The sequence below is a fragment of the Methanothermobacter thermautotrophicus str. Delta H genome (assembly GCF_000008645.1).
GTDB lineage: Archaea > Methanobacteriota > Methanobacteria > Methanobacteriales > Methanothermobacteraceae > Methanothermobacter > Methanothermobacter thermautotrophicus.
This window is the reverse complement of the sequence record NC_000916.1, coordinates 1,343,917-1,362,187: the sequence shown is the minus strand read 5'-3', so window position 1 is coordinate 1,362,187 and position 18,271 is coordinate 1,343,917. Positions and strand designations below refer to the sequence as shown.

20 protein-coding genes are annotated in these 18,271 nt (G+C 51.5%); 15 read left to right on the top strand and 5 right to left on the bottom strand.

The window, feature by feature from the left end:
* The first annotated feature begins 110 nt into the window (after positions 1 to 110).
* Genes MTH_RS07185 through MTH_RS09430 form a run of 3 tightly spaced genes read left to right on the top strand, consistent with a single transcriptional unit; the run spans position 111 to position 2,085 of the window.
* Positions 111 to 1,394, top strand: a complete 1,284-nt coding sequence (locus MTH_RS07185) for an amidohydrolase family protein (protein ID WP_010877115.1) — start codon at positions 111 to 113, stop codon at positions 1,392 to 1,394.
* A complete protein-coding gene (locus tag MTH_RS09435) occupies positions 1,391 to 1,735 on the top strand; it encodes an HAD hydrolase-like protein (RefSeq protein ID WP_010877114.1) in 345 nt (114 codons plus the stop codon). Before MTH_RS07185 ends, MTH_RS09435 begins: the two co-directional genes overlap by 4 nt.
* A 14-nt stretch (positions 1,736 to 1,749) precedes the next feature.
* Positions 1,750 to 2,085, top strand: a complete 336-nt coding sequence (locus tag MTH_RS09430) for a hypothetical protein (RefSeq protein WP_010877113.1) — start codon at positions 1,750 to 1,752, stop codon at positions 2,083 to 2,085.
* A gap of 23 nt (positions 2,086 to 2,108) precedes the next feature.
* Here MTH_RS09430 and tfrA read toward each other — a convergent pair whose 3' ends face one another.
* A complete protein-coding gene (gene tfrA / locus MTH_RS07175) occupies positions 2,109 to 3,767 on the bottom strand; it encodes a fumarate reductase (CoM/CoB) subunit TfrA (RefSeq protein WP_048061070.1) in 1,659 nt (552 codons plus the stop codon).
* Between the two features lie 207 nt (positions 3,768 to 3,974).
* Between tfrA and sepS the strand changes: the two genes are divergently transcribed.
* The 4 genes from sepS (at position 3,975) to MTH_RS07155 (ending at position 7,475) form a co-directional block, all read left to right on the top strand.
* Entirely contained in the window at positions 3,975 to 5,573 is a 1,599-nt protein-coding gene (sepS, locus tag MTH_RS07170; RefSeq protein ID WP_010877111.1) for an O-phosphoserine--tRNA ligase, read from the top strand.
* Between the two features lie 22 nt (positions 5,574 to 5,595).
* Positions 5,596 to 5,964 (top strand): DUF120 domain-containing protein, encoded by a 369-nt coding sequence (locus MTH_RS07165; RefSeq protein WP_010877110.1) that lies wholly within the window; start codon positions 5,596 to 5,598, stop codon positions 5,962 to 5,964.
* 84 nt (positions 5,965 to 6,048) lie between these two features.
* Entirely contained in the window at positions 6,049 to 6,738 is a 690-nt protein-coding gene (gene ribB, locus MTH_RS07160) for a 3,4-dihydroxy-2-butanone-4-phosphate synthase (protein ID WP_010877109.1), read from the top strand.
* A gap of 11 nt (positions 6,739 to 6,749) precedes the next feature.
* Positions 6,750 to 7,475: an ATPase domain-containing protein gene (locus MTH_RS07155; RefSeq protein ID WP_048061067.1), complete on the top strand. Its 726-nt coding sequence runs from the start codon at positions 6,750 to 6,752 to the stop codon at positions 7,473 to 7,475.
* Positions 7,476 to 7,549: 74 nt separating this feature from the next.
* Here MTH_RS07155 and MTH_RS07150 read toward each other — a convergent pair whose 3' ends face one another.
* Both MTH_RS07150 and gatA read right to left on the bottom strand, forming a co-directional pair.
* Positions 7,550 to 9,013, bottom strand: coding sequence for an AAA family ATPase (locus tag MTH_RS07150; protein WP_048061066.1), 1,464 nt, complete (start codon positions 9,011 to 9,013; stop codon positions 7,550 to 7,552).
* A 13-nt stretch (positions 9,014 to 9,026) separates the two neighbouring features.
* On the bottom strand, positions 9,027 to 10,382 hold the full coding sequence (gatA, locus tag MTH_RS07145; RefSeq protein WP_048061065.1) for an Asp-tRNA(Asn)/Glu-tRNA(Gln) amidotransferase subunit GatA: 1,356 nt from the start codon (positions 10,380 to 10,382) through the stop codon (positions 9,027 to 9,029).
* Positions 10,383 to 10,612: 230 nt separating this feature from the next.
* Here gatA and ala point away from each other — a divergent pair, with 230 nt between their 5' ends.
* The 6 genes from ala (at position 10,613) to MTH_RS07120 (ending at position 15,175) form a co-directional block, all read left to right on the top strand.
* The gene (ala, locus tag MTH_RS07140; protein WP_048061064.1) at positions 10,613 to 11,605 is read left to right on the top strand and encodes an alanine dehydrogenase; all 993 of its coding nucleotides are present in this window, start codon (positions 10,613 to 10,615) and stop codon (positions 11,603 to 11,605) included.
* Between the two features lie 89 nt (positions 11,606 to 11,694).
* On the top strand, positions 11,695 to 11,859 hold the full coding sequence (locus MTH_RS09825; RefSeq protein WP_162828725.1) for a hypothetical protein: 165 nt from the start codon (positions 11,695 to 11,697) through the stop codon (positions 11,857 to 11,859).
* A gap of 12 nt (positions 11,860 to 11,871) precedes the next feature.
* The gene (locus MTH_RS07135; protein ID WP_010877104.1) at positions 11,872 to 12,498 is read left to right on the top strand and encodes a LysE family translocator; all 627 of its coding nucleotides are present in this window, start codon (positions 11,872 to 11,874) and stop codon (positions 12,496 to 12,498) included.
* Positions 12,499 to 12,576: 78 nt separating this feature from the next.
* Positions 12,577 to 13,368, top strand: a complete 792-nt coding sequence (locus tag MTH_RS07130; protein ID WP_010877103.1) for an HAD family hydrolase — start codon at positions 12,577 to 12,579, stop codon at positions 13,366 to 13,368.
* Positions 13,369 to 13,419: 51 nt separating this feature from the next.
* On the top strand, positions 13,420 to 14,820 hold the full coding sequence (locus MTH_RS07125; RefSeq protein ID WP_010877102.1) for a bifunctional metallophosphatase/5'-nucleotidase: 1,401 nt from the start codon (positions 13,420 to 13,422) through the stop codon (positions 14,818 to 14,820).
* Positions 14,821 to 14,833: 13 nt separating this feature from the next.
* The gene (locus tag MTH_RS07120) at positions 14,834 to 15,175 is read left to right on the top strand and encodes a DsrE family protein (protein ID WP_010877101.1); all 342 of its coding nucleotides are present in this window, start codon (positions 14,834 to 14,836) and stop codon (positions 15,173 to 15,175) included.
* Positions 15,176 to 15,227: 52 nt separating this feature from the next.
* Here MTH_RS07120 and MTH_RS07115 read toward each other — a convergent pair whose 3' ends face one another.
* Both MTH_RS07115 and MTH_RS07110 read right to left on the bottom strand, forming a co-directional pair.
* On the bottom strand, positions 15,228 to 15,785 hold the full coding sequence (locus MTH_RS07115; RefSeq protein ID WP_143485785.1) for a TMEM175 family protein: 558 nt from the start codon (positions 15,783 to 15,785) through the stop codon (positions 15,228 to 15,230).
* A gap of 10 nt (positions 15,786 to 15,795) precedes the next feature.
* Positions 15,796 to 16,545, bottom strand: a complete 750-nt coding sequence (locus tag MTH_RS07110; protein ID WP_010877099.1) for a sugar phosphate isomerase/epimerase family protein — start codon at positions 16,543 to 16,545, stop codon at positions 15,796 to 15,798.
* Between the two features lie 250 nt (positions 16,546 to 16,795).
* Between MTH_RS07110 and MTH_RS07105 the strand changes: the two genes are divergently transcribed.
* Entirely contained in the window at positions 16,796 to 17,221 is a 426-nt protein-coding gene (locus tag MTH_RS07105; RefSeq protein WP_143485784.1) for a PadR family transcriptional regulator, read from the top strand.
* Positions 17,218 to 18,270 carry a DrrA-related ABC transporter ATP-binding protein gene (locus MTH_RS07100; RefSeq protein WP_010877097.1) on the top strand — a complete coding sequence of 351 codons (1,053 nt, stop codon included), beginning with the start codon at positions 17,218 to 17,220 and terminating at the stop codon, positions 18,268 to 18,270. The genes MTH_RS07105 and MTH_RS07100 overlap by 4 nt, the downstream gene beginning before the upstream one ends.
* Position 18,271: the final 1 nt, after the last annotated feature.

The window sequence follows — 18,271 nt, the reverse complement described above, 5'->3', positions numbered from 1 at the left end:
TTCTTCACTGGAGATTAACTTATATCTCTTTCAGGAAACCTATATAATAGGTTTGGAGTCCGGTCCCTGACCGATTATAAGTTAGAACTTATAAGTTATAAGGTGGTTCCATGGATAATGAAAGCATACTGATAACCGGTCCAGAGATCCTTGATGCAGGGGGAATCCGGCGGGGATCCGTCCTCATTGAGGATAACAGGATAGCTGATGTCTCGAACACCCTCAGCCCGGGGGATGCTGACACCGTTATTGACGGAACAGGCAAGCTCCTGATTCCTGGACTTGTGAACACCCACACTCACCTCTCAATGACACTCTTCAGGGGGATTGCAGATGACCTACCCCTTGACAGGTGGCTGAACGATCACATATGGCCTGCCGAGGCCCGGCTCAACGGGGATTACTGCTACGCCGGAGCCCTGCTGGGATGCATCGAGATGATAAGATCAGGTACAACCTCCTTCAACGACATGTACTTCTACATGGACCACGTTGCACGTGCCGTGGAGGAGGCAGGCCTCAGGTGCGTCATAAGCCACGGTATGATAGACCTGGGAGACACTGAAAAGATGACGGCCGAACTGAGGGAGAGCCGCAGGATAATAAAGGAATGCCATGGGATGGCAGATGACCGCATAAGGGTTGCGCTTGGCCCTCACAGCCCCTACACGTGCTCAGAGGAACTCCTTAAAGAGACAGCTGCCCTGGCCGATAAAAATGATCTCATGATACATATACATGTCTCAGAGACAGAGAATGAGGTCAGTGAAGTCTCTAGGTCCCATGGAATGACCCCTGTGGAGTACCTTGATGAGGTTGGGGTGCTGGGCCCACGGACCGTGGCTGCCCACTGCGTGTGGCTGAAGGACTGGGAGATTGATGTACTTGCAGAGAGAGATGTGAAGGTCTCACACAACCCCTCAAGTAACATGAAACTTGCATCGGGAGTATCCCCGGTCGCCCGGCTCCTCCAGAGGGGTGTTAACGTTTCACTGGGAACCGATGGCGCCGCATCAAACAACAACCTTGACATGTTCCAGGAGATGAAAACAGCCTCACTGCTCCAGAAGGTGAACCTTGAAGACCCTACAGCGCTTCCAGCCATGGATGTGTTCAGTATGGCCACACTCAACGGTGCCAGGGCCCTTGGAATCGACGCCGGTCTTATAGCGCCTGGTAAGCTCGCTGACATCGTCATACTTAATACCAGGAGGCCCCACCTGACTCCCTGGAGAAACCCTCCGTCACACACGGTATATTCTGCCTCAGGGGCCGATGTGGACACCGTCATATGTGATGGGAGGATTCTCCTGAGGGATGGAGAACTGGAGGTCCTGGAGGAGAAATACGTGATGGAACTCGCAGAAGCAGCTGCCGCGGAGCTAACAGGATGATGGCCCTCTTTGATGTTGATAAGACCCTGATACACCGCTCTTCCGCCCATGAGAATGCCTTCAGGCACGCCTTCAGGGAGGTCTATGGTGTTGATGCCGGCGTGGAGCTCATAGACTACCATGGAAAGACAGACCCTGTGATAGCAGAGGAGGTCCTCCTCCTCAGGGGCCTTGAAGGTGAAGAGATAGAGGGTCAGCTGCCCAGATTCCTCCGGGAACTCAGAGAATACGTGAAACATAACATAAATGAAGAGAATATAGAACTCATAGATGGCGTGGAGGAGTTCCTGAGTTTCCTTAAATCCATGGATGTACCTATGGGCCTTGTTACAGGCAACTGAGGGAAATAGCATTCATGAAGCTCGAAAGGGCAGGTATTGCAGGTTACTTTTCCTTCGGCGGGTTTGGTAGTGACAGTCCTGACAGGAATAAGCTAACAGAGATTGCGGTTAGAAGGGGTCTCAGGATCGGTGCAACCGGGAGTACCGTGCTCTTCGGAGACACTCCCCATGACATGAGGGCTGGTGACCATGTTGGGGCTGTTAACATCGGCATATCAGCAGGAAGGTACAGTGATCGGGCCCTGATGGCGGCAGGGGCCCGCCATGTATTCCCTGATTACAGAAAACCTGAACTCCGGGATACCGTGCTGAAGATCATGGCAGGTGATCATCGGCAGCAGATCATATGAGCTGACCTATGTTTAAGGTGGACCTAGGCTGATTTAAGGCCCCTCTCTATGAAGCCGGGTCTTCTGTTCCTGTTGAGGACTATGCTCTTAAGCCATTCAGGTCTGGTTTCAGGGAAATCCTTCCTGTAATGGGATCCCCTGCTCTCCTCCCTTATCAGGGCTGATTCCACCACCATTGATGAGGTTACAAGCATATTTTCAAGTTCGAGGGCCTCGATGAGGTAGGTGTTAAAGCCAGACGTCTCAGGGACATTCAGATCCCCCATCATCGTCGTGAGGTCCTGGATAACTGCTCTGGCTGATTCAAGGGATTCACGGCTCCTTACTATGGCAACACCGTTCCACATGGCCTCATGAAGCCTGTCCCTTATCTCGGATGGGCTGTGTGATCCTTCGGCCACCATTGACTTTATACGGTATTCCTCCTCCTCAACAGTAGACTTGATAGACGCCGGGGCTGATTTGATGGCGTTCCTTGCAGCTGCTATCCCGGCCCTCCTTCCGAATACCTGGGTATCCGCCAGTGCATTGCCGCCCAGTCTGTTGGCTCCATGGACACCACCGGTAACCTCACCGGCTGCAAAGAGGTTCCTGAGGTTTGTCCTGCCCCACTCATCTATCCTGACGCCTCCCATGAAGTGGTGTGCTGTGGGTGCCACCTCCATTGGCTCGGACCTTATATCAATACCAACATCCTGGAACTGGAGGAGCATGGTCTCAAGCTTCTCCTCTATGACCTCATCGGGCAGGTGGCTGACATCAAGGTAGACTCCACCATTCCCGGTGCCCCTCCCCTCCATGATCTCGGTGTAGATTGCCCTTGCAACAACATCCCTTGTTGCCAGTTCGCCGCGGGGGTCGTATCTCTTCATGAACCTCTCCCCCTCACTGTTGAGGAGTATTCCGCCCTCACCCCTCACGGCCTCCGTCACAAGGACCCCTCTCCTTGACTCGGGGTAGACCATGCCCGTGGGGTGGAACTGGACCTGTTCCATGTCTATGAGGTCAGCCCCTGCCTTCCATGCCACTGAAAATCCATCACCGCCCTTCTGGATGGTGTTGGAGGTAACGGGGTAGATGTGACCGGCCCCACCGGCTGCCAGGATGGTTGAAGACGCCCTGAAGGCCACAGTGCTTGAGTCCCTTATGGACACACCCATGGCTCCCAGTACACGGTCCTCCTCCACAAGGAGGGATGTTATCATGATCTCCTCAACTGTCTCTATATCCCGTCGTATGACCTCCTCCTTGAGGGCTGTTATCATCTCATGGCCGGTGCGGTCCCCCTGGTAGCATGTCCTCCTGTAGGTCTGCCCCCCAAAGGGCCTCTGGTCAAGCAGCCCGGATTCCTGTCTGTCAAAGAGGGCTCCATATGTTTCAAGGTCCCTCAACCTGTCGGGTGCCTCATCCACAAGTATGCGGACAAGCTGGGGGTCATTGAGGAATCCCCCACCCCTCATGGTGTCCTCGAAGTGCACATCCGGACTGTCCTCGGGGTCAACACATGCAAATGCAGCGTTGTATCCTCCTTCAGCCATTCCAGTGCACCCTGATTTAAATGATAATCCCTTTGAAACTATTAATGGCGTGAGATTGTGTTCAGAAACTTCTATGGCTGCCCTGCAGCCAGCTCCACCTGAGCCTATTATCAGAACATCACATTCATAGACCTGACTTTCCATGGACAATATTTTTAGCATTCATTATTATAAGGTTTGGCAGTCAATAGTTAAGGTGATGAACCATAACCGAGAATAAAGTCAAGCTCAGGTGATGAACCATCACCCGGTCCTCTACGGACGTTCTAATCTGAGGGTGATGTATGGATTTAAGCCTTCAATCAGGATCAGTCGCCTGATTTATTCGATAATGATCACTGGGGGTTCTGTTTGAAAAGAAAGGATATAGTGAAGCTTTCAAGGAGGGACTTTGAAAGGGCATGGCTTGAAAGTGGGAAGAGTCTAAGGAAACCCCACCATGACATGCAGTATCCACGCCTCCGATTCGAAACCGGAAAATCGCACGTACTCTATGATACCATCTGGATGATAAGGGAGGCCTACCTGCGCCTTGGATTCAGTGAAATGGTGAACCCTCTCCTCATAGACGAGGAGCACATATACCGCCAGTTCGGGCCCGAGGCCCCTGCAGTCCTGGACAGGTGCTTCTACCTCGGGGGTCTCCCAAGACCCGATATCGGACTCGGGACCGGGAGGATCCAGATGATAGAGGATATGGGCATAGATGTGTCTGATGAGAAGCTAGAAAACCTGAAGGAGGTCTTCAGGTCATACAAGAAGGGGGATCTTTCAGGGGACGACCTCGTCCTCGAGGTATCCAATGCCCTTGAAGTTGAGAGCCACGACGGTCTGAGGGTCCTTGAGAGGGTCTTCCCTGAGATAAGGGACCTCAAACCAGTCTCAGGGAGAACCACCCTCAGGTCCCACATGACATCAGGATGGTTCATATCACTCCAGAACATCCACGACAGGTACAGGATGCCACTAAAGCTTTTCTCCATCGACCGCTGCTTCCGGAGGGAGCAGAAGGAGGACTCCAGTCACCTGATGACCTATCACTCCGCCTCCTGTGTGGTGGTTGACCATGAGGTCCCCCTTGATGTGGGGAAGGCCGTTGCAGAGGGGCTCCTCGAGCACCTGGGATTTTCAAGGTTCAGGTTCCGCCCAGATGAGAAGAAGTCCAAGTACTACATACCCGGCACCCAGACAGAGGTCTACGCCTACCACCCTCTCCTTAAGGAGTGGGTTGAGGTGGCAACATTCGGCCTCTATTCACCGATAGCCCTTTCCATGTACGGGATAGACCAGGAGGTCATGAACCTTGGGGTGGGGGTTGAAAGGGTTGCCATGATCCTCAACCAGGCAAGCGACGTGCGTGAAATGGTCTACCCCCAGATATACGGTGAATGGCGACTGTCTGACAGGGACATCGCCGAGATGCTCAGGATAAACCTCCACCCTGTAACCTCAGATGGCCGTATGCTCATGGAGAAGATAGTCAAAACCTGGAGGGCCCATGCAGACGCCCCGTCCCCCTGCAGCTTCGAGGTCTACAGTGGGGAATTCCTTGGGCGGAGGATAGAGGTGAGTGCCCTTGAGGTGGAGGAGAACACACGGCTGCTGGGACCCGCAGTATGGAACACCGTTTACATACATGATGGGAACATCCTGGGTGTGCCACCTGGAACCGAGCTCGACAGCGAACTCATCACCAGGGCCAGGAAGGAGGGCCTGAACACCGGTATAACCTACATGGAGGCCCTTGCAGCCGAGGCAGCCTACCGCATAGAGGAGATGGTTGTAAGTGGCGCCGAGGAGGTTGAGGTGAGGAGCACAATAGCAAGATCCCTCTCTGACCTGAACCTCACCCTTGAGGACACCGCCATGAGGTACATAACCGGTAAAAACCGGGAGATCGACCTGAGGGGACCGCTGTTCTCAACAATAAGGTGCAGGTTAAGGGGGTGAACCTCTGATTATCAGAGGAAAGGTGAAATCAGGTTTCGGTGAGGGGGCCTACTTCATAACCCGTAGCGTATACCGGGACCAGTTCAGGGAAAAACTGGGCTTCGATCCCTTCCCCGGCACCCTCAACATAGAGGTCGGTGACCCTGAAATTGTGGAGAGGATAAGGGAGGGGGCCCCTGTGATACAGGGAGGCGGTGGCTTCGGTGATGTCCTCTACGTTAAGGCCCTGCTCAACGGGGTGGTTGAGGGGGCCATACTCTTCCCCCTTAAGACCCATCACCGGCAGGGGTGTCTTGAATTTGTGGCCCCTGTGAACCTCAGAAAAACCCTTAAATTAAGGGATGGAGATACCGTTAGCCTGGATATAGACACCAGTGAAATTCAGGAATAACAGACATCAGGCTGGAATGAATAGATAATAGCTCAGCATAGCCGCCGATTAAATCTCAGGATAAAATATACATCAGGATTATCAATGGAGATTGTGATCATGATTCAGGAAGCCCTTAAAGCACTTAGAAGGGGAGAAATAGTCCTTGTATTTGATGCAGATAACCGTGAAAGAGAAACAGACATGATCGTTGCTGCTGAGAAGATAAAACCGGAGCATATAAGGATCATGAGGAACGACGCCGGGGGACTCATATGTGTGCCTGTCTCCTGGGAAAACTCAGAGAAGCTTGGAATACCCTACATGACCGATATAATGGAGGAGGCGTCAGGGAGGTACCCGGTCCTGGGAAAACTATCCCCCCATGACATACCCTACGATGAGAAGTCCGCCTTCTCCATAACCGTGAATCACAGGAAGACCTTCACCGGTATAACCGACAATGACCGTGCCCTCACCATAGGTGAACTTGCAGGGATCTGCAGGGATGATAGACATGAGAGCTTCGGCGACCTCTTCAGGTCCCCCGGTCATGTCACCCTCCTCAGGGCCGCTGATGGCCATGTACTCAGGAGGGGGGGTCACACCGAGATGAGCATAGCCCTCATGGAAATGGCCGGACTTACCGGTGTTGCTGTCTGCTGTGAGATGATGGATGACAGGACAGGTAACTCTCTTTCAACAGAGGACGCCATGAAATACGCCAGGGAACATGACCTTATTTTCATGAGCGGTGCAGAACTTATTGAATCATACATGGAGTTCAGATCATAGAGGTGTTCATAATGGAGAGGCTGAAGATAGGGATCAATGGACTTGATGATCATAGGCGGTTTCCCATGGGGAGATCTGTTCTGATAACAGGGGAGCCCGGGTGTGGTAAGACCATCTTCGGGCTGCGGTTTGCCATAAGCAGCTGCATGGAGGGTTACAACACCGTCTACATAACAGCAGAGGAGGACGCCAATGACCTCCACATACAGGCAAACTCCTTCGGCTGGAACACCCAGGAGCTGGAGGAGAAGGGACTCCTCAACTTCATAGAACTTACAGGTATAAGGGCGAGGATAACCGAGGCAGAGCTAAGCATGGACATGGACCCCATGAAGGGCAACTTCACCAAGATAATACATGACATACCCCCCGAGGCCGAGGTGGTTGTCATAGACAGTCTGGGTGGCTACACAGCCAAACTCACAGCCTATGAATTCAGGAACCAGTTTGATCTCCTCGTATATGAGCTCAAACAGCGGGGTATAACATCCGTCATAATACTGGACAGTGCAACCTCCAAGGAGTTCAATGAACTTGCTCTCTTCTCGGTATACGGCGCCATAAAACTTGGTAGAAGGGAGAACCCCTACACCGGTCGCAGGGAGCGGATAATGGACATAGTCAAGATGAGAAGCACCAAAACACCCCTCCAGTTCCTCACATATGAGATCGGTGGCGAGGAGGGTATAACCATAACTGAGGGTGAGGAGATCCCTGAAGAGGATATGGGAATCTAAAACCTGACCTGATGGTTTAATTCCCGGAAATAGGGGATCCAGCCCCTGATGGCTGGGATCCCAAAGACGGGGATTCAGGGACTGAATACCTTTTTGATTTCTTCAGGGCCCATATAACCCCTGAATTCTGGTTTTTTTGCGAAGCTGATGAGGGTATCAACATCAAGGTGCTCCTCCACGGTCTCCATGGCCTTCAGGCAGAAGTCCTCAAGTTTTATCTCAACCTCGGGTGTGCCGCCCCTCTCACTCATCTCCACCCTCGGAATGGCAAGGTACCTTCCGCCTGATGCCCTCTCAAATATATCCATATCATAGACCCTGTTGAGTATTCCGCAGGAGACCTCAAGGCCCAGTCCCTCAAGTACCGATATGTGGGCGTCAAGATCAACCACCGCAGACTCTATACCCCCCTTGCTGCAACCTGCCACCATAATCAGGGGGATACCTGCTGCCAGGGCAATCTCAGCCCCGGAGTAGGGTGTTATATCGTTCAGGAGACCTGTGAGGATGCTCATAACGCCCTCGATGAGTATTATGTCGTATCTTCCCCTCACAGATTCAAGGACATCCCTGAGCTCCATCCAGCCCAGGCGCCCTATCCTTATGGATGAGTGCTCCTCCATGGGCTCCTTTATGAGGTAGAGGGCCGGGACTATGTCCCTGACATCGGGTCCCACCTTGATAACGCCCACCCTGAGGCCCCTCCTCCTCAGGGCGCCTGCAAGGCCCGTTAATATGAATGTTTTGCCGGAGTCTGAACCCGTGGATGCTATCATTATGGCTGGTGGGGTGCCCCTCGTCCCGCCCCTATCCATAACACGTATCCCCGTTGATATCCCGAGCTCAGATCTCAGAGCTTCCCGCAGTTTCCTGTTGGCTTCAAGTATCCTCTCCCTTGCAGTTTCATCCGCATCAAGGAATTTGAGGATGTTACTGACAAGGGTCTGGTTCTCATCGAGGCATCCGTGGACCATGGTCCCTGCCACGTTACCATCATCACTGCAGACCCCTGATAGGATCTCCCCTGGCCTTTCATGATAGTCTGCCCTGACTATGCGGGACTTCATTATCTCAGGTGCATCACCACGTATCTCACCGTAGGTATGGCAGTGGAAGCCAGTTATCCTCTCACCTGACATCCCTGAGGTCAGGAAGGACTCGCCGGTTATGGTGGCCTCCACCCTGTCGTTGCTTATCATGGGGTGGAATGTTACGTTGAGGAGCCCGAGACCCTCCCTGTAAACAGGGCATGGCGATTTTCTCCCTATATCGGTCCTCTCTGCCAGGGCCTGGAATCCTGAGCATATACCCAGGACAAATTTTCCGTCCGATGCCATCCTTCTTATCTCAAATGCAAGTTCAGGTGAAAGGCTTCCTGACTCAACGATACTTCCCCCTGGTATTATGATCCCGTCCAGGACCCTGTGGGCCCTTGAACCGTTTACAAGACCATTGCTTCCAACTATATCGGTGGGGAGAAATCCAAAGTTCTCAAAGGCAGGGACCGATCCCCTGATACAGACGAGTCCAATCCTCATGGGGGACACTCTCTTACAGTGAAGCAATCTCCCTCATGGCCGATACTATCATGCCATCATCTCCTGGCTTTGCCTGGAGCTGCAGGCCAACAGGGACTCCGCCCACATCCCCTGCAGGTATGCTTGCAGCGGGTATACCTGCAAGGTTAGCTATGACCGTGAGGACATCGTAGGCGTACATCTCCATTGGTTCAAGCTCCTCACCCAGTGTGTGGGGTAGCTTTGGAACCGTTGGCCCCGCTATTATGTCCACATGGCTGAGAAGCCCTGTTATCTCCCTCCTTATGAGGGATCTTGCCTGGAGGGCCCTCTTGTAGTATTTTCCAGATAGTTCCTTCTGACTGATGTAGGAACCCATATGTATCCTCCTGAGGACCTCCGAACCGCAGACATCCTCTATCCTGTGACCGTACTTTCTGCCGTCATACTTCCTGGTGGCTGAAAAGAATTCAACGTAGTTTATGAGGTAGTAGGTGGGGAGACAGAGGTCTATGTATCCAAAATCCAGTTCAACTATCTCGGCGCCCTCATCCTCCATGGCTCCGAGTTTCCCCTGAATAACCTCATCTATTGCCTCATCTGTGACCTCAAGGAACTCCCTCACAACACCGACCCTGAGGCCCTTCAGTTCCCTCTCCACCTCAAGGTCCGGTGAACTGTCCAGGGTTGTGGGGTCTGCCGGGTCATAACCTGAGATGACATCCAGTGCAAGTGAGATCCCGGATACATCTGCTGCCAGGGGTCCTATCTGGTCAAAGCTCATGGCAAGGTCCAGGAGGCCCTGCCTGGATACTGCCCCATAGGTTGGTTTGAAGCCCATTACACCGCAGTGCGATGCTGGATTCCTTATTGAACCCCCTGTATCTGATCCCAGTGCCAGGTCACACATACCAGCAGCCACTGCAGCAGCGCTCCCGCCGCTTGAACCTCCCGGGATCCTCCCGGGGGCTGCTGGATTGTCTGTTGGGCCAAAGAATGATGTCTCGGTTGAACTCCCGGCAGCGAATTCGTCCATGTTGGTCATGCCAATTATTATACCGTCTTCTTCCTTTATGCGCCTTATAACAGTTGCATCGTAGCTTCCAGTGTAATTTTCGAGGGTCTTTGAAGCTGCTGATACGTTGAAGTCCTCCACGTTGATGTTGCTTTTAACTCCTATCACCAGGCCCGCCAGTTTCCCTGTCTCCTTGCCGGAGGCTATCCTGGCGTCTATCTCCTCAGCCCTCTTAATCGCCTCTTCACCCCTAACCTCCAGGAAGGCGTTGATGTCATCGTTTTTTGCCTCAATCCTCTTAAGAAATTTTTCAAGATTTTCTGATGCGGTCAGGCCATGATTCTTAATCATATCAACCTTATCAACAGTTTCCATCTTTAACACCCTTATATTTCAAGTTGAAGTGAGATATAAGTCTGATCAACCTTAATAGCTGCCATGACTGCCTCGAGGGTGGAGTTTCCGGTCCATGGACCGCCGGGACAGCCATGACAGTACTCATCCGTGGTTTTAATTTCATTTCCAACACTAATAAATGTGAGATGTTCAATATTTAAAGATTGGTAGATTGACCCTGATTGTTATTAAATGGGGACGGTGGATGCATGGAAAAAACAGTTGTGCTAACCAGGAGTGATGTTGAAGGCCTTCTTAACATGGACGACTGCCTGAAGGCGGTTGAGGGTGCCTTTGTCCAGGAGGCCCTTGGGAGGGTTCAGATGCCCCCTAAGATGTACCTGTTCTTCAGGAGATACAATGGAGACCTCCGTGTCATGCCATCCTACCTTGAGGAGCTTGAGATGGCCGGTGTTAAGTGCGTCAATGTGCACCCCTCAAACCCTGATAGGCATTCCCTGCCAACGGTAATGGCTGTCATAGAGCTTGTGGACCCTGAAACAGGGTTCCCCATTGCACTCATGGATGGAACCCATATAACCGATATGAGAACGGGTGCCGCTGGCGGTGTATCGGTGAAGTACCTTGCATCCAGGGACGCGTCAAGGCTCGGGATAATCGGTGCCGGAAGGCAGGCCTGGACCCAGCTCATGGCAATCAGCAGGGTGGCGGATCTTGAGGAGGTCAGCGTCTACTGCAGGACACCGTCAACGCGTGAAAAATTTGCCTTAAGGGCTTCAAAGGAATATGAAGTCCCCGTGAGGGCCGCTACAGATCCAAGGGAGGCTGTTGAGGGTATGGACATCGTTGTAACCGTCACTCCATCAAGGAGTCCTGTGGTCATGGCAGACTGGGTGTCGCCGGGTACGCACATATGTGCCATGGGTGCAGACGCCCCAGGGAAGCAGGAACTGGACCCTCTGATACTCAAAAATGCCCGTGTATTCTATGACAGCCTGGAGCAGGCAACCCACAGCGGAGAAATAAACGTGCCCATCACCGAGGGGATCCTCAGGGTGGATGACCTCCAGGGAAGCCTGGGGGATGTTATGACAGGCAAGATTGAGGGTAGAACTTCACCCGCTGATGTGACCGTATTTGATTCGACTGGACTCTCCATTCAGGATATAACAACAGCATGGATGATCTATGAGAGGGCCGTTGCCGGTGAAGTGGGTCTGGAGGTGGATCTTCAGGGATGACTGGAGGCACCCTGCCGCCGATAATCATCACAGATGACTGGAAGGATCCTTATACTATGAGTGATAGAAATTGATATGGAGCTGATAGCATGTACCCCACCAGGACGTATATGAATGAACTCCTCACAAGGATGGACCATGTCTTCGAGAGGATGAGGATAGTTAGCCGGACAAGGTCCCTTAAAAGAGAAGAGATCGAAGAGATAGACCACCACCTCTCAGAGATAATGAGGATACTGAACAGATACAACTGAAGCCGTGGAATCATGATCAGTATCCTGCTATTCGCCCTGACATCATTTCTGATTGGACTATCCGGGGCCATGGCCCCCGGACCCCTCCTTACCGTAACTGTTTCAGATTCCATCAGGAGGGGATTCAGGGCCGGACCCCTCCTTGTGGCCGGCCATGTCCTCGGAGAGGCTCTCCTTGTTACTCTGATACTGATGGGCCTGGGTTATATCCTCAGATCAGGCCCTGCTCCAGCCATCCTTGGGACTGCAGGTGGAGCAGTCCTCATATGGATGGGAATCCTTGGTTTCAGGGATTCTGAAGACACTGAAAATATCCCTGAGGGTGGGTCAATCCTTCGGGGGGCCATCATAAGCTTTGCGAACCCATACTTCTTCCTGTGGTGGGGTGCGGTGGGCGCTGCCCTGATGTACAGGGGACTGGAGCTTGCAGGCGTCCTTGGGCTCCTGGCATTCCTCGCAGGTCACTGGTCATCTGACCTCACATGGTACAGTCTCGTATCATTCCTCTCATCAAGGAAATCCTTCAGAATGAATGGAAGACCTTACAAAATTGTTATGATGATTTTAAGTCTATTCCTGATTCTTTTTGGAGTCTACTTCTTAATTGAAAGTCTGAAGGCCATTTCAGGGTATTCCTAGGATGTTTATGGGTCTCGCTTACAGGTGCCACTGTATCCTCTCAAAATCTTAATACCATAAAAAACATATATTGGTCCGATGAAGGCCGTTGTTTTTGATAATTCAGGGACACTCATAAGGAGGTACAGGGCCCTCAAGGATCTTAAAACCGGTAAGATATGTGACAGCATGAACTCACTTGATGTTGTTGATTACCGGGACCGTAGAGCACTCGTGGTACTTCAGACGGACCCATCCACCTGTATAGTGAATGCCAGGCCCCACCAGACAATCTACGAATTCATAGAGAGGAACCATATAAGGTTCAATATAAGCTACGCCAACACCGCAGTTGATCCCGGTGAAATCCTTGAGGTCCTAAGGGATGACCCGGCCACCGTGGGGGACATACAGGATACCATAGATGCTGTTGCAGGGAAGAACTACAACATACAGATATGCAGCGGTTCAGGTTTCATCGTCAACATGGACCGGGGGAGGGTGGATTTCACCATAACAGCAGGAGGAAAGCTCTTCCCGGAGGTCCCCCATGTTATCGGTGAACTCATGGACAGGAAAATCGACATATACATTGCATCGGGGGACAGGAAGGGGTCCCTCATGGAACTTGCAAAGCTCCTGGGAATCCCCACTGAAAACGTATTTGACACTGCAGACACCGAGAGGAAGGCAAGGATAATACGTGAACTCCGGGGGAGGTACAGCAAGGTCGTTATGGTGGGTAATGGCATCAACGACATCCTTGCACTTAGGGAGGCCGATATAGGGGTTCTTACACTCCAGCAGAGGGAGCATGTCCCCCAGAGGCTTATAGAAGCCGCTGATTATGTAATAGAGAATATAGGAGAGCTGCTGGATATAGATATCTGAGGTTAAAACCTGTAAGGGGGGTGTTTTATGGCTGAACTGAGCATAATCTAGGTGAACGACACCCATGGATACATTAAAAGCCATCCCGAACTTTTCTGGGAGGGCCGTGAAATCGTATATGAGACCCTTGGTGGTTACCAGCACATAGCTGGACTCGTTGATAAAATACGCAAAGAGAGGCCCGCTCTACTTCTTGACTGCGGGGATACCATCCACGGCACATACCATGCCGTGAAGAGTCGGGGCGCTGCAATGATCCCCCTGCTGAATGAGATGGGATTCAAGGCCATGACAGCTCACTGGGAGTTTGCCTACGGACCTGAAAGGTTCATTGAACTCTCAAAGAAGCTCAATTACCCTGTACTTGCCATAAACTGCTACCGTGAGGGTACCGAACGGCTGGTATTCCAGCCCTATGAAATCCTTGATGTTGGGGAACTGCAGGTGGGTATCATAGGGATAGCATCAAACATCGTAGATAAGGTCATGCCACCCCACTTCAGTGAGGGCCTTGAATTCACCCTTGGCCTTGAGGAGCTCCCCGGATGGATCGATATCCTCAGGAATGAGGAGAGGGTGGATCTCACCGTTGTGATATCACACCTCGGCTTTCCACAGGAGGTTCAGCTGGCATCTGATGTTGAGGGCATCGATGTGCTGCTGAGCGCACACACCCACAACAGACTCGAGAGGCCCCACATCGTTGGAGATACCATAATCATACAGTCAGGCTGTCATGGCTCCTTCATCGGGCGCCTTGACCTGGAGGTGGATGATGGTGTCAGGGGATTCAGCCATGAACTCATGAAGGTGAGGGGTCCCTCAGATCCTGATGTTGAGGAGATGGTGCTCAGGATAACTGAGACCGACAGTGACCACCTCGAAACAGTCGTGGGCTCCACCAGGACCCACCTTAACAGGTACACCATACTGGAGTCAACCATGGATAACCTCCTCCTAAAGGCCGTGATGGATACAGGGGACTTTGACCTTGCATTCTCCAATGGGTGGCGTTACGGTGCCCCTGTGCCGCCAGGAGATATCAGAATTGAGGATCTCTGGAACATTATACCTGTAAATCCTCCTTTATCCCGGGTGAGGTTAACAGGCAGGGAAATATGGGATATGATGGAGGAAAACATTGAACTCGTATTCTCAAGGAACCCCTACAATCAGATGGGGGGCTACCTCAAGAGGTGCCTCGGACTTGAGATGTACTTCAAGATCGAGAACCCTCCAGGTGCAAGGATACAGAAGATATTTGTAAATGGCAGACCCCTTGACCCGTCAGGGACCTACAGTGCCGTCTACGTCACATCCCAGGGAGTCCCCTCCAGGTACGGTGAGGACCATGAGGAGACCGATCTGAGGGCCATTGATGTGCTTGAAGAATACATCGCGAGAAACAGCCCGGTGGACGCCGGCCTTGAGGGGAGGATAACACCCGTGTAGCGGAGGTGGTGTCATGGTGGATTACCGTGTGGTCTTCCACATAGATGAGGATGATGAGTCAAGGGTTCTGCTCCTCATCTCCAATGTCAGGAACCTAATGGCTGATCTCGAATCCGTCAGAATAGAGGTTGTGGCTTACTCCATGGGAGTTAATGTCCTCAGAAGGGATTCTGAGTACTCAGGGGACGTATCTGAACTCACAGGTCAGGGTGTCAGGTTCTGTGCATGCTCAAACACCCTCAGGGCATCTGGTATGGATGGGGATGACCTCCTGGAGGGAGTCGATGTTGTATCATCCGGTGTGGGTCATATTGTAAGAAGACAGACAGAGGGATGGGCCTATATAAGGCCCTGAATCATTGCATTTAAGTATATCAAGTGCAGAGTCCTGAAAAAGTGCCACGAAGCTAAAGGAGCCTCTTTAATATGAGAACTGCGTAGGCGGTGGAGCTGTACTCCGGTGCAATGGGTGTTAAGATGAGTGCAAGGATGGCTGCAAGAGGCATTAAAAGATTCTTCTTCAGGATTAAGCGGTATTCATTTTCTCCGATATCCATTAAACCATTCCTCTGGGTATAGATCCAGCTCATGGATAATAAAAGACCTATGGTGAGCATATTCAGGTGGAACAGGATATTGGGTGTTACAAGGTCTCCATAATTACCTGTCAGCTTTGTTGAGAATGGTACCAGGACAACGACCATGAGCCAGACGATGTTTATCCATATGAATCCCGTGTCAACCTTCTCCAGTTTCTCGAAGTGCATGTGGTTAACCCACCAGAAGACGCCGAGGAGGAGGAAACTGAGACAGTAGCTGTACAAATCAGATGCAAGGCCCATGATGTAGGCGTCCATTGCCGGAACACTCATGGTGCCGGTGGGCACATCTATGCCCAGAACAAGTATGGTCATGGCGATTGCAAATATGGCATCAACCAGACCCTCCAGTCTCTTCTTTTTCATGACAGCCACCTCAACGGACGACCTCCTCAAGGATTCTTCTGCTCCTGATTACACCATCATAGCTGTTCAGTTCTATCACACCCCTCTCTATGGATCCCAGGAGTTTAAGATCGACTGTGACCTCCCCGAGGGGCAGGTGCTGGTCCCTCTTCCCGTTATTGTCACTGATGTGATAGTGGGCTGTTCTTTTGATCTCCAGGAAATCCTGGAGACGCCCTGTAGTGTTGGCATGTCCTATGTCAACCGTTGCGTAGGAGCCACATTTTTCAACAAATCTCTCATGTTCTGCAGGGTTATTGCAGAGGTAGGAGAATCTTCCGGGCATGTTTTCGACTGAGAATTTTATGGACAGATCCTCTGCGTATTCAACGCATTCACCAAGTGTTTCAAGTGCGAACTGGAGTGCAGCACTCCTTATCCTGTCCTCCCTCCGGTGGACCACTCCAGGGTGGGTTGTGACTGTTGTTGCACCTATCCTTGATGCAAGTTCAATTGTCTCGACCATCTGCCTCCCTGTCTCCTCCCTTATACCCCGGTTCATGCTTGCAGGGTTCAGGTCTATGGTGGGTGCGTGGATAAGGACCTCGAGGTCGAAGGACTCGAAGACTTCCAAGGAATCCCCGTCCTGAAGTAGCCTTCTTGGCCAGTAGGGTCCCTCACAGAGGAGCTCTACAAGTTCAAAACCGTCATCCTCTGCTTTCTGAAGGATGTTTTCCAGTGGCTCCATGAAAAGCGCCAGGGTTGAAAAACCAAGTCTCATATCAGATCCCGGTAGATCTTCTATTTATCGGGGCTTATGAGTCTTTCCATTTGATTGCAGTACCCACAAGTTACCCGCGCAGTTTCACGGGATACCGCCAGATTCCCTCCCCATCATCACCGGTTAAAGGACGCCTCATCAATATATCACAAACTTTATATATCATGAACATTTTATTATGGCAAATAGATATATCGTAAAACTGATATATTGTGTGTATGAAAACATCAGTTTCTCTGGAGATGACTCTATGTGCGCAGAAGAAGGTCCCCTCACCGGTGAGGGGGGTGAATTCGATGAAAAGATAATAAAAAGCTTCATGAGAGGATTTGGAAAGACAATGATCCTCTGGATGATAAGCAAGGAAAAAATACATGGCTACGAGATAATGCGACGCCTTGAAAGATTCTACTCATTCAAGGGCATGCACTGCAAGAACATAAAACCGCCCGGACCCAGCGTAATCTACCCGGTACTCCATGACCTCGAAAGGAAGGGACTGATAGAGGGCAGCTGGGAGATGCACGGTGAGAAAAGAGTGAAATACTATGAGATAACCCCTCTCGGTGAGAAGACGATAGAGAGGATCCGGCAGATAATGAGGGACCATGTATCAAAGATATGGGAAGACTTCTGGAATGACATGTTCCCCGCTGAAAGGGAGGATGAAACATGAAATATGCGATAGAAACCTTCGATCTCACAAAGGTCTACGGGGACTTCAAGGCGGTGGACAGCCTGAACATGAAGATAGAGAAGAACTCCATCTTTGGTTTCCTGGGGCCCAACGGGGCCGGGAAGACAACAACCATAAAGATGCTCACATGTCTCATCCCGCCAAGCTCAGGGACCGCCAGGGTTGCAGGTTATGATATACTCAAAAACCCCGATGAGGTCCGGCAGCAGATAGGCATGGTTCCCCAGAAGGTAAGCCTATACGAGGACCTCACAGCAAGGGAAAACGTGGAGATGTGCGCAGACTTCTATGGCATGCCCGAGGATCTGAAGGAATCAAGGATAGAGGAGCTCATGGAACTTGTGGACATAAAATACGCTGCAGACAAGCCAGTCGGGCAGATGTCAGGTGGCCAGCAGCAGAAGGTGTCACTGGTTGCAAGCCTCATACATCAACCAGACATCCTCTTCCTGGACGAACCAACAATCGGCCTGGACCCGACAACCAAGCGGGTGCTCTGGGACCTCATAGACGAACTGAACAGCAGCGGTCACACCATCATACTCTGCTCCCACGACATGTACGAGGTGGAACTCCTCTGTGACTACGTGGGGATAATAAATCAGGGCGTTCTTGCCGCCTTTGACACTCCACAGGGGCTCAAGGACACAGTGATAAAGGAGGAGGAATCCCTCAGAGCAAAGGAGATCGGTGGGATACTGGACAGGATCGACAAGGAGACGCCTGAATCCGAGAGAAGGGCCATCCAGGAGATCAAGAAATCAGAGAGGATATGTGCCGGTAAGGAGATAAGCATGCTCATTGTGAACCTCACAGATGATCTACTATCTGAACTGGAAGCCCTACCGGTTACACTGGACGTTAAGAAGCACCATACAGGAAGGATAATCCTTGAACTCGATGAAACATGCGAAACTGCCGTTAATGATGTTCTGGCGGCTGTTATAAGGAACAACGCCAGGATAACCTCAATTTCAACAAAGGACCCCTCACTCGAGGACGTATTTATGAAGGTTACAGGGAGGTAAC

Excerpts from the sequence above, each read along its gene's own strand:
- tfrA (WP_048061070.1), bottom strand. The coding sequence starts at position 3,767 with ATGGAAAGTCAGGTCTATGAATGTGATGTTCTGATAATAGGCTCAGGT.
- MTH_RS07105 (WP_143485784.1), top strand. The coding sequence starts at position 16,796 with ATGTGCGCAGAAGAAGGTCCCCTCACCGGTGAGGGGGGTGAATTCGAT.
- MTH_RS09430 (WP_010877113.1), top strand. The coding sequence starts at position 1,750 with ATGAAGCTCGAAAGGGCAGGTATTGCAGGTTACTTTTCCTTCGGCGGG.
- MTH_RS09825 (WP_162828725.1), top strand. The coding sequence starts at position 11,695 with ATGTACCCCACCAGGACGTATATGAATGAACTCCTCACAAGGATGGAC.
- ala (WP_048061064.1), top strand. The coding sequence starts at position 10,613 with ATGGAAAAAACAGTTGTGCTAACCAGGAGTGATGTTGAAGGCCTTCTT.
- MTH_RS07110 (WP_010877099.1), bottom strand. The coding sequence starts at position 16,545 with ATGAGACTTGGTTTTTCAACCCTGGCGCTTTTCATGGAGCCACTGGAA.
- MTH_RS07155 (WP_048061067.1), top strand. The coding sequence starts at position 6,750 with ATGGAGAGGCTGAAGATAGGGATCAATGGACTTGATGATCATAGGCGG.
- MTH_RS07120 (WP_010877101.1), top strand. The coding sequence starts at position 14,834 with ATGGTGGATTACCGTGTGGTCTTCCACATAGATGAGGATGATGAGTCA.
- MTH_RS09435 (WP_010877114.1), top strand. The coding sequence starts at position 1,391 with ATGATGGCCCTCTTTGATGTTGATAAGACCCTGATACACCGCTCTTCC.
- ribB (WP_010877109.1), top strand. The coding sequence starts at position 6,049 with ATGGAGATTGTGATCATGATTCAGGAAGCCCTTAAAGCACTTAGAAGG.
- MTH_RS07100 (WP_010877097.1), top strand. The coding sequence starts at position 17,218 with ATGAAATATGCGATAGAAACCTTCGATCTCACAAAGGTCTACGGGGAC.
- MTH_RS07130 (WP_010877103.1), top strand. The coding sequence starts at position 12,577 with ATGAAGGCCGTTGTTTTTGATAATTCAGGGACACTCATAAGGAGGTAC.
- MTH_RS07135 (WP_010877104.1), top strand. The coding sequence starts at position 11,872 with ATGATCAGTATCCTGCTATTCGCCCTGACATCATTTCTGATTGGACTA.
- MTH_RS07150 (WP_048061066.1), bottom strand. The coding sequence starts at position 9,013 with ATGAGGATTGGACTCGTCTGTATCAGGGGATCGGTCCCTGCCTTTGAG.
- MTH_RS07115 (WP_143485785.1), bottom strand. The coding sequence starts at position 15,785 with ATGAAAAAGAAGAGACTGGAGGGTCTGGTTGATGCCATATTTGCAATC.
- gatA (WP_048061065.1), bottom strand. The coding sequence starts at position 10,382 with ATGGAAACTGTTGATAAGGTTGATATGATTAAGAATCATGGCCTGACC.
- MTH_RS07185 (WP_010877115.1), top strand. The coding sequence starts at position 111 with ATGGATAATGAAAGCATACTGATAACCGGTCCAGAGATCCTTGATGCA.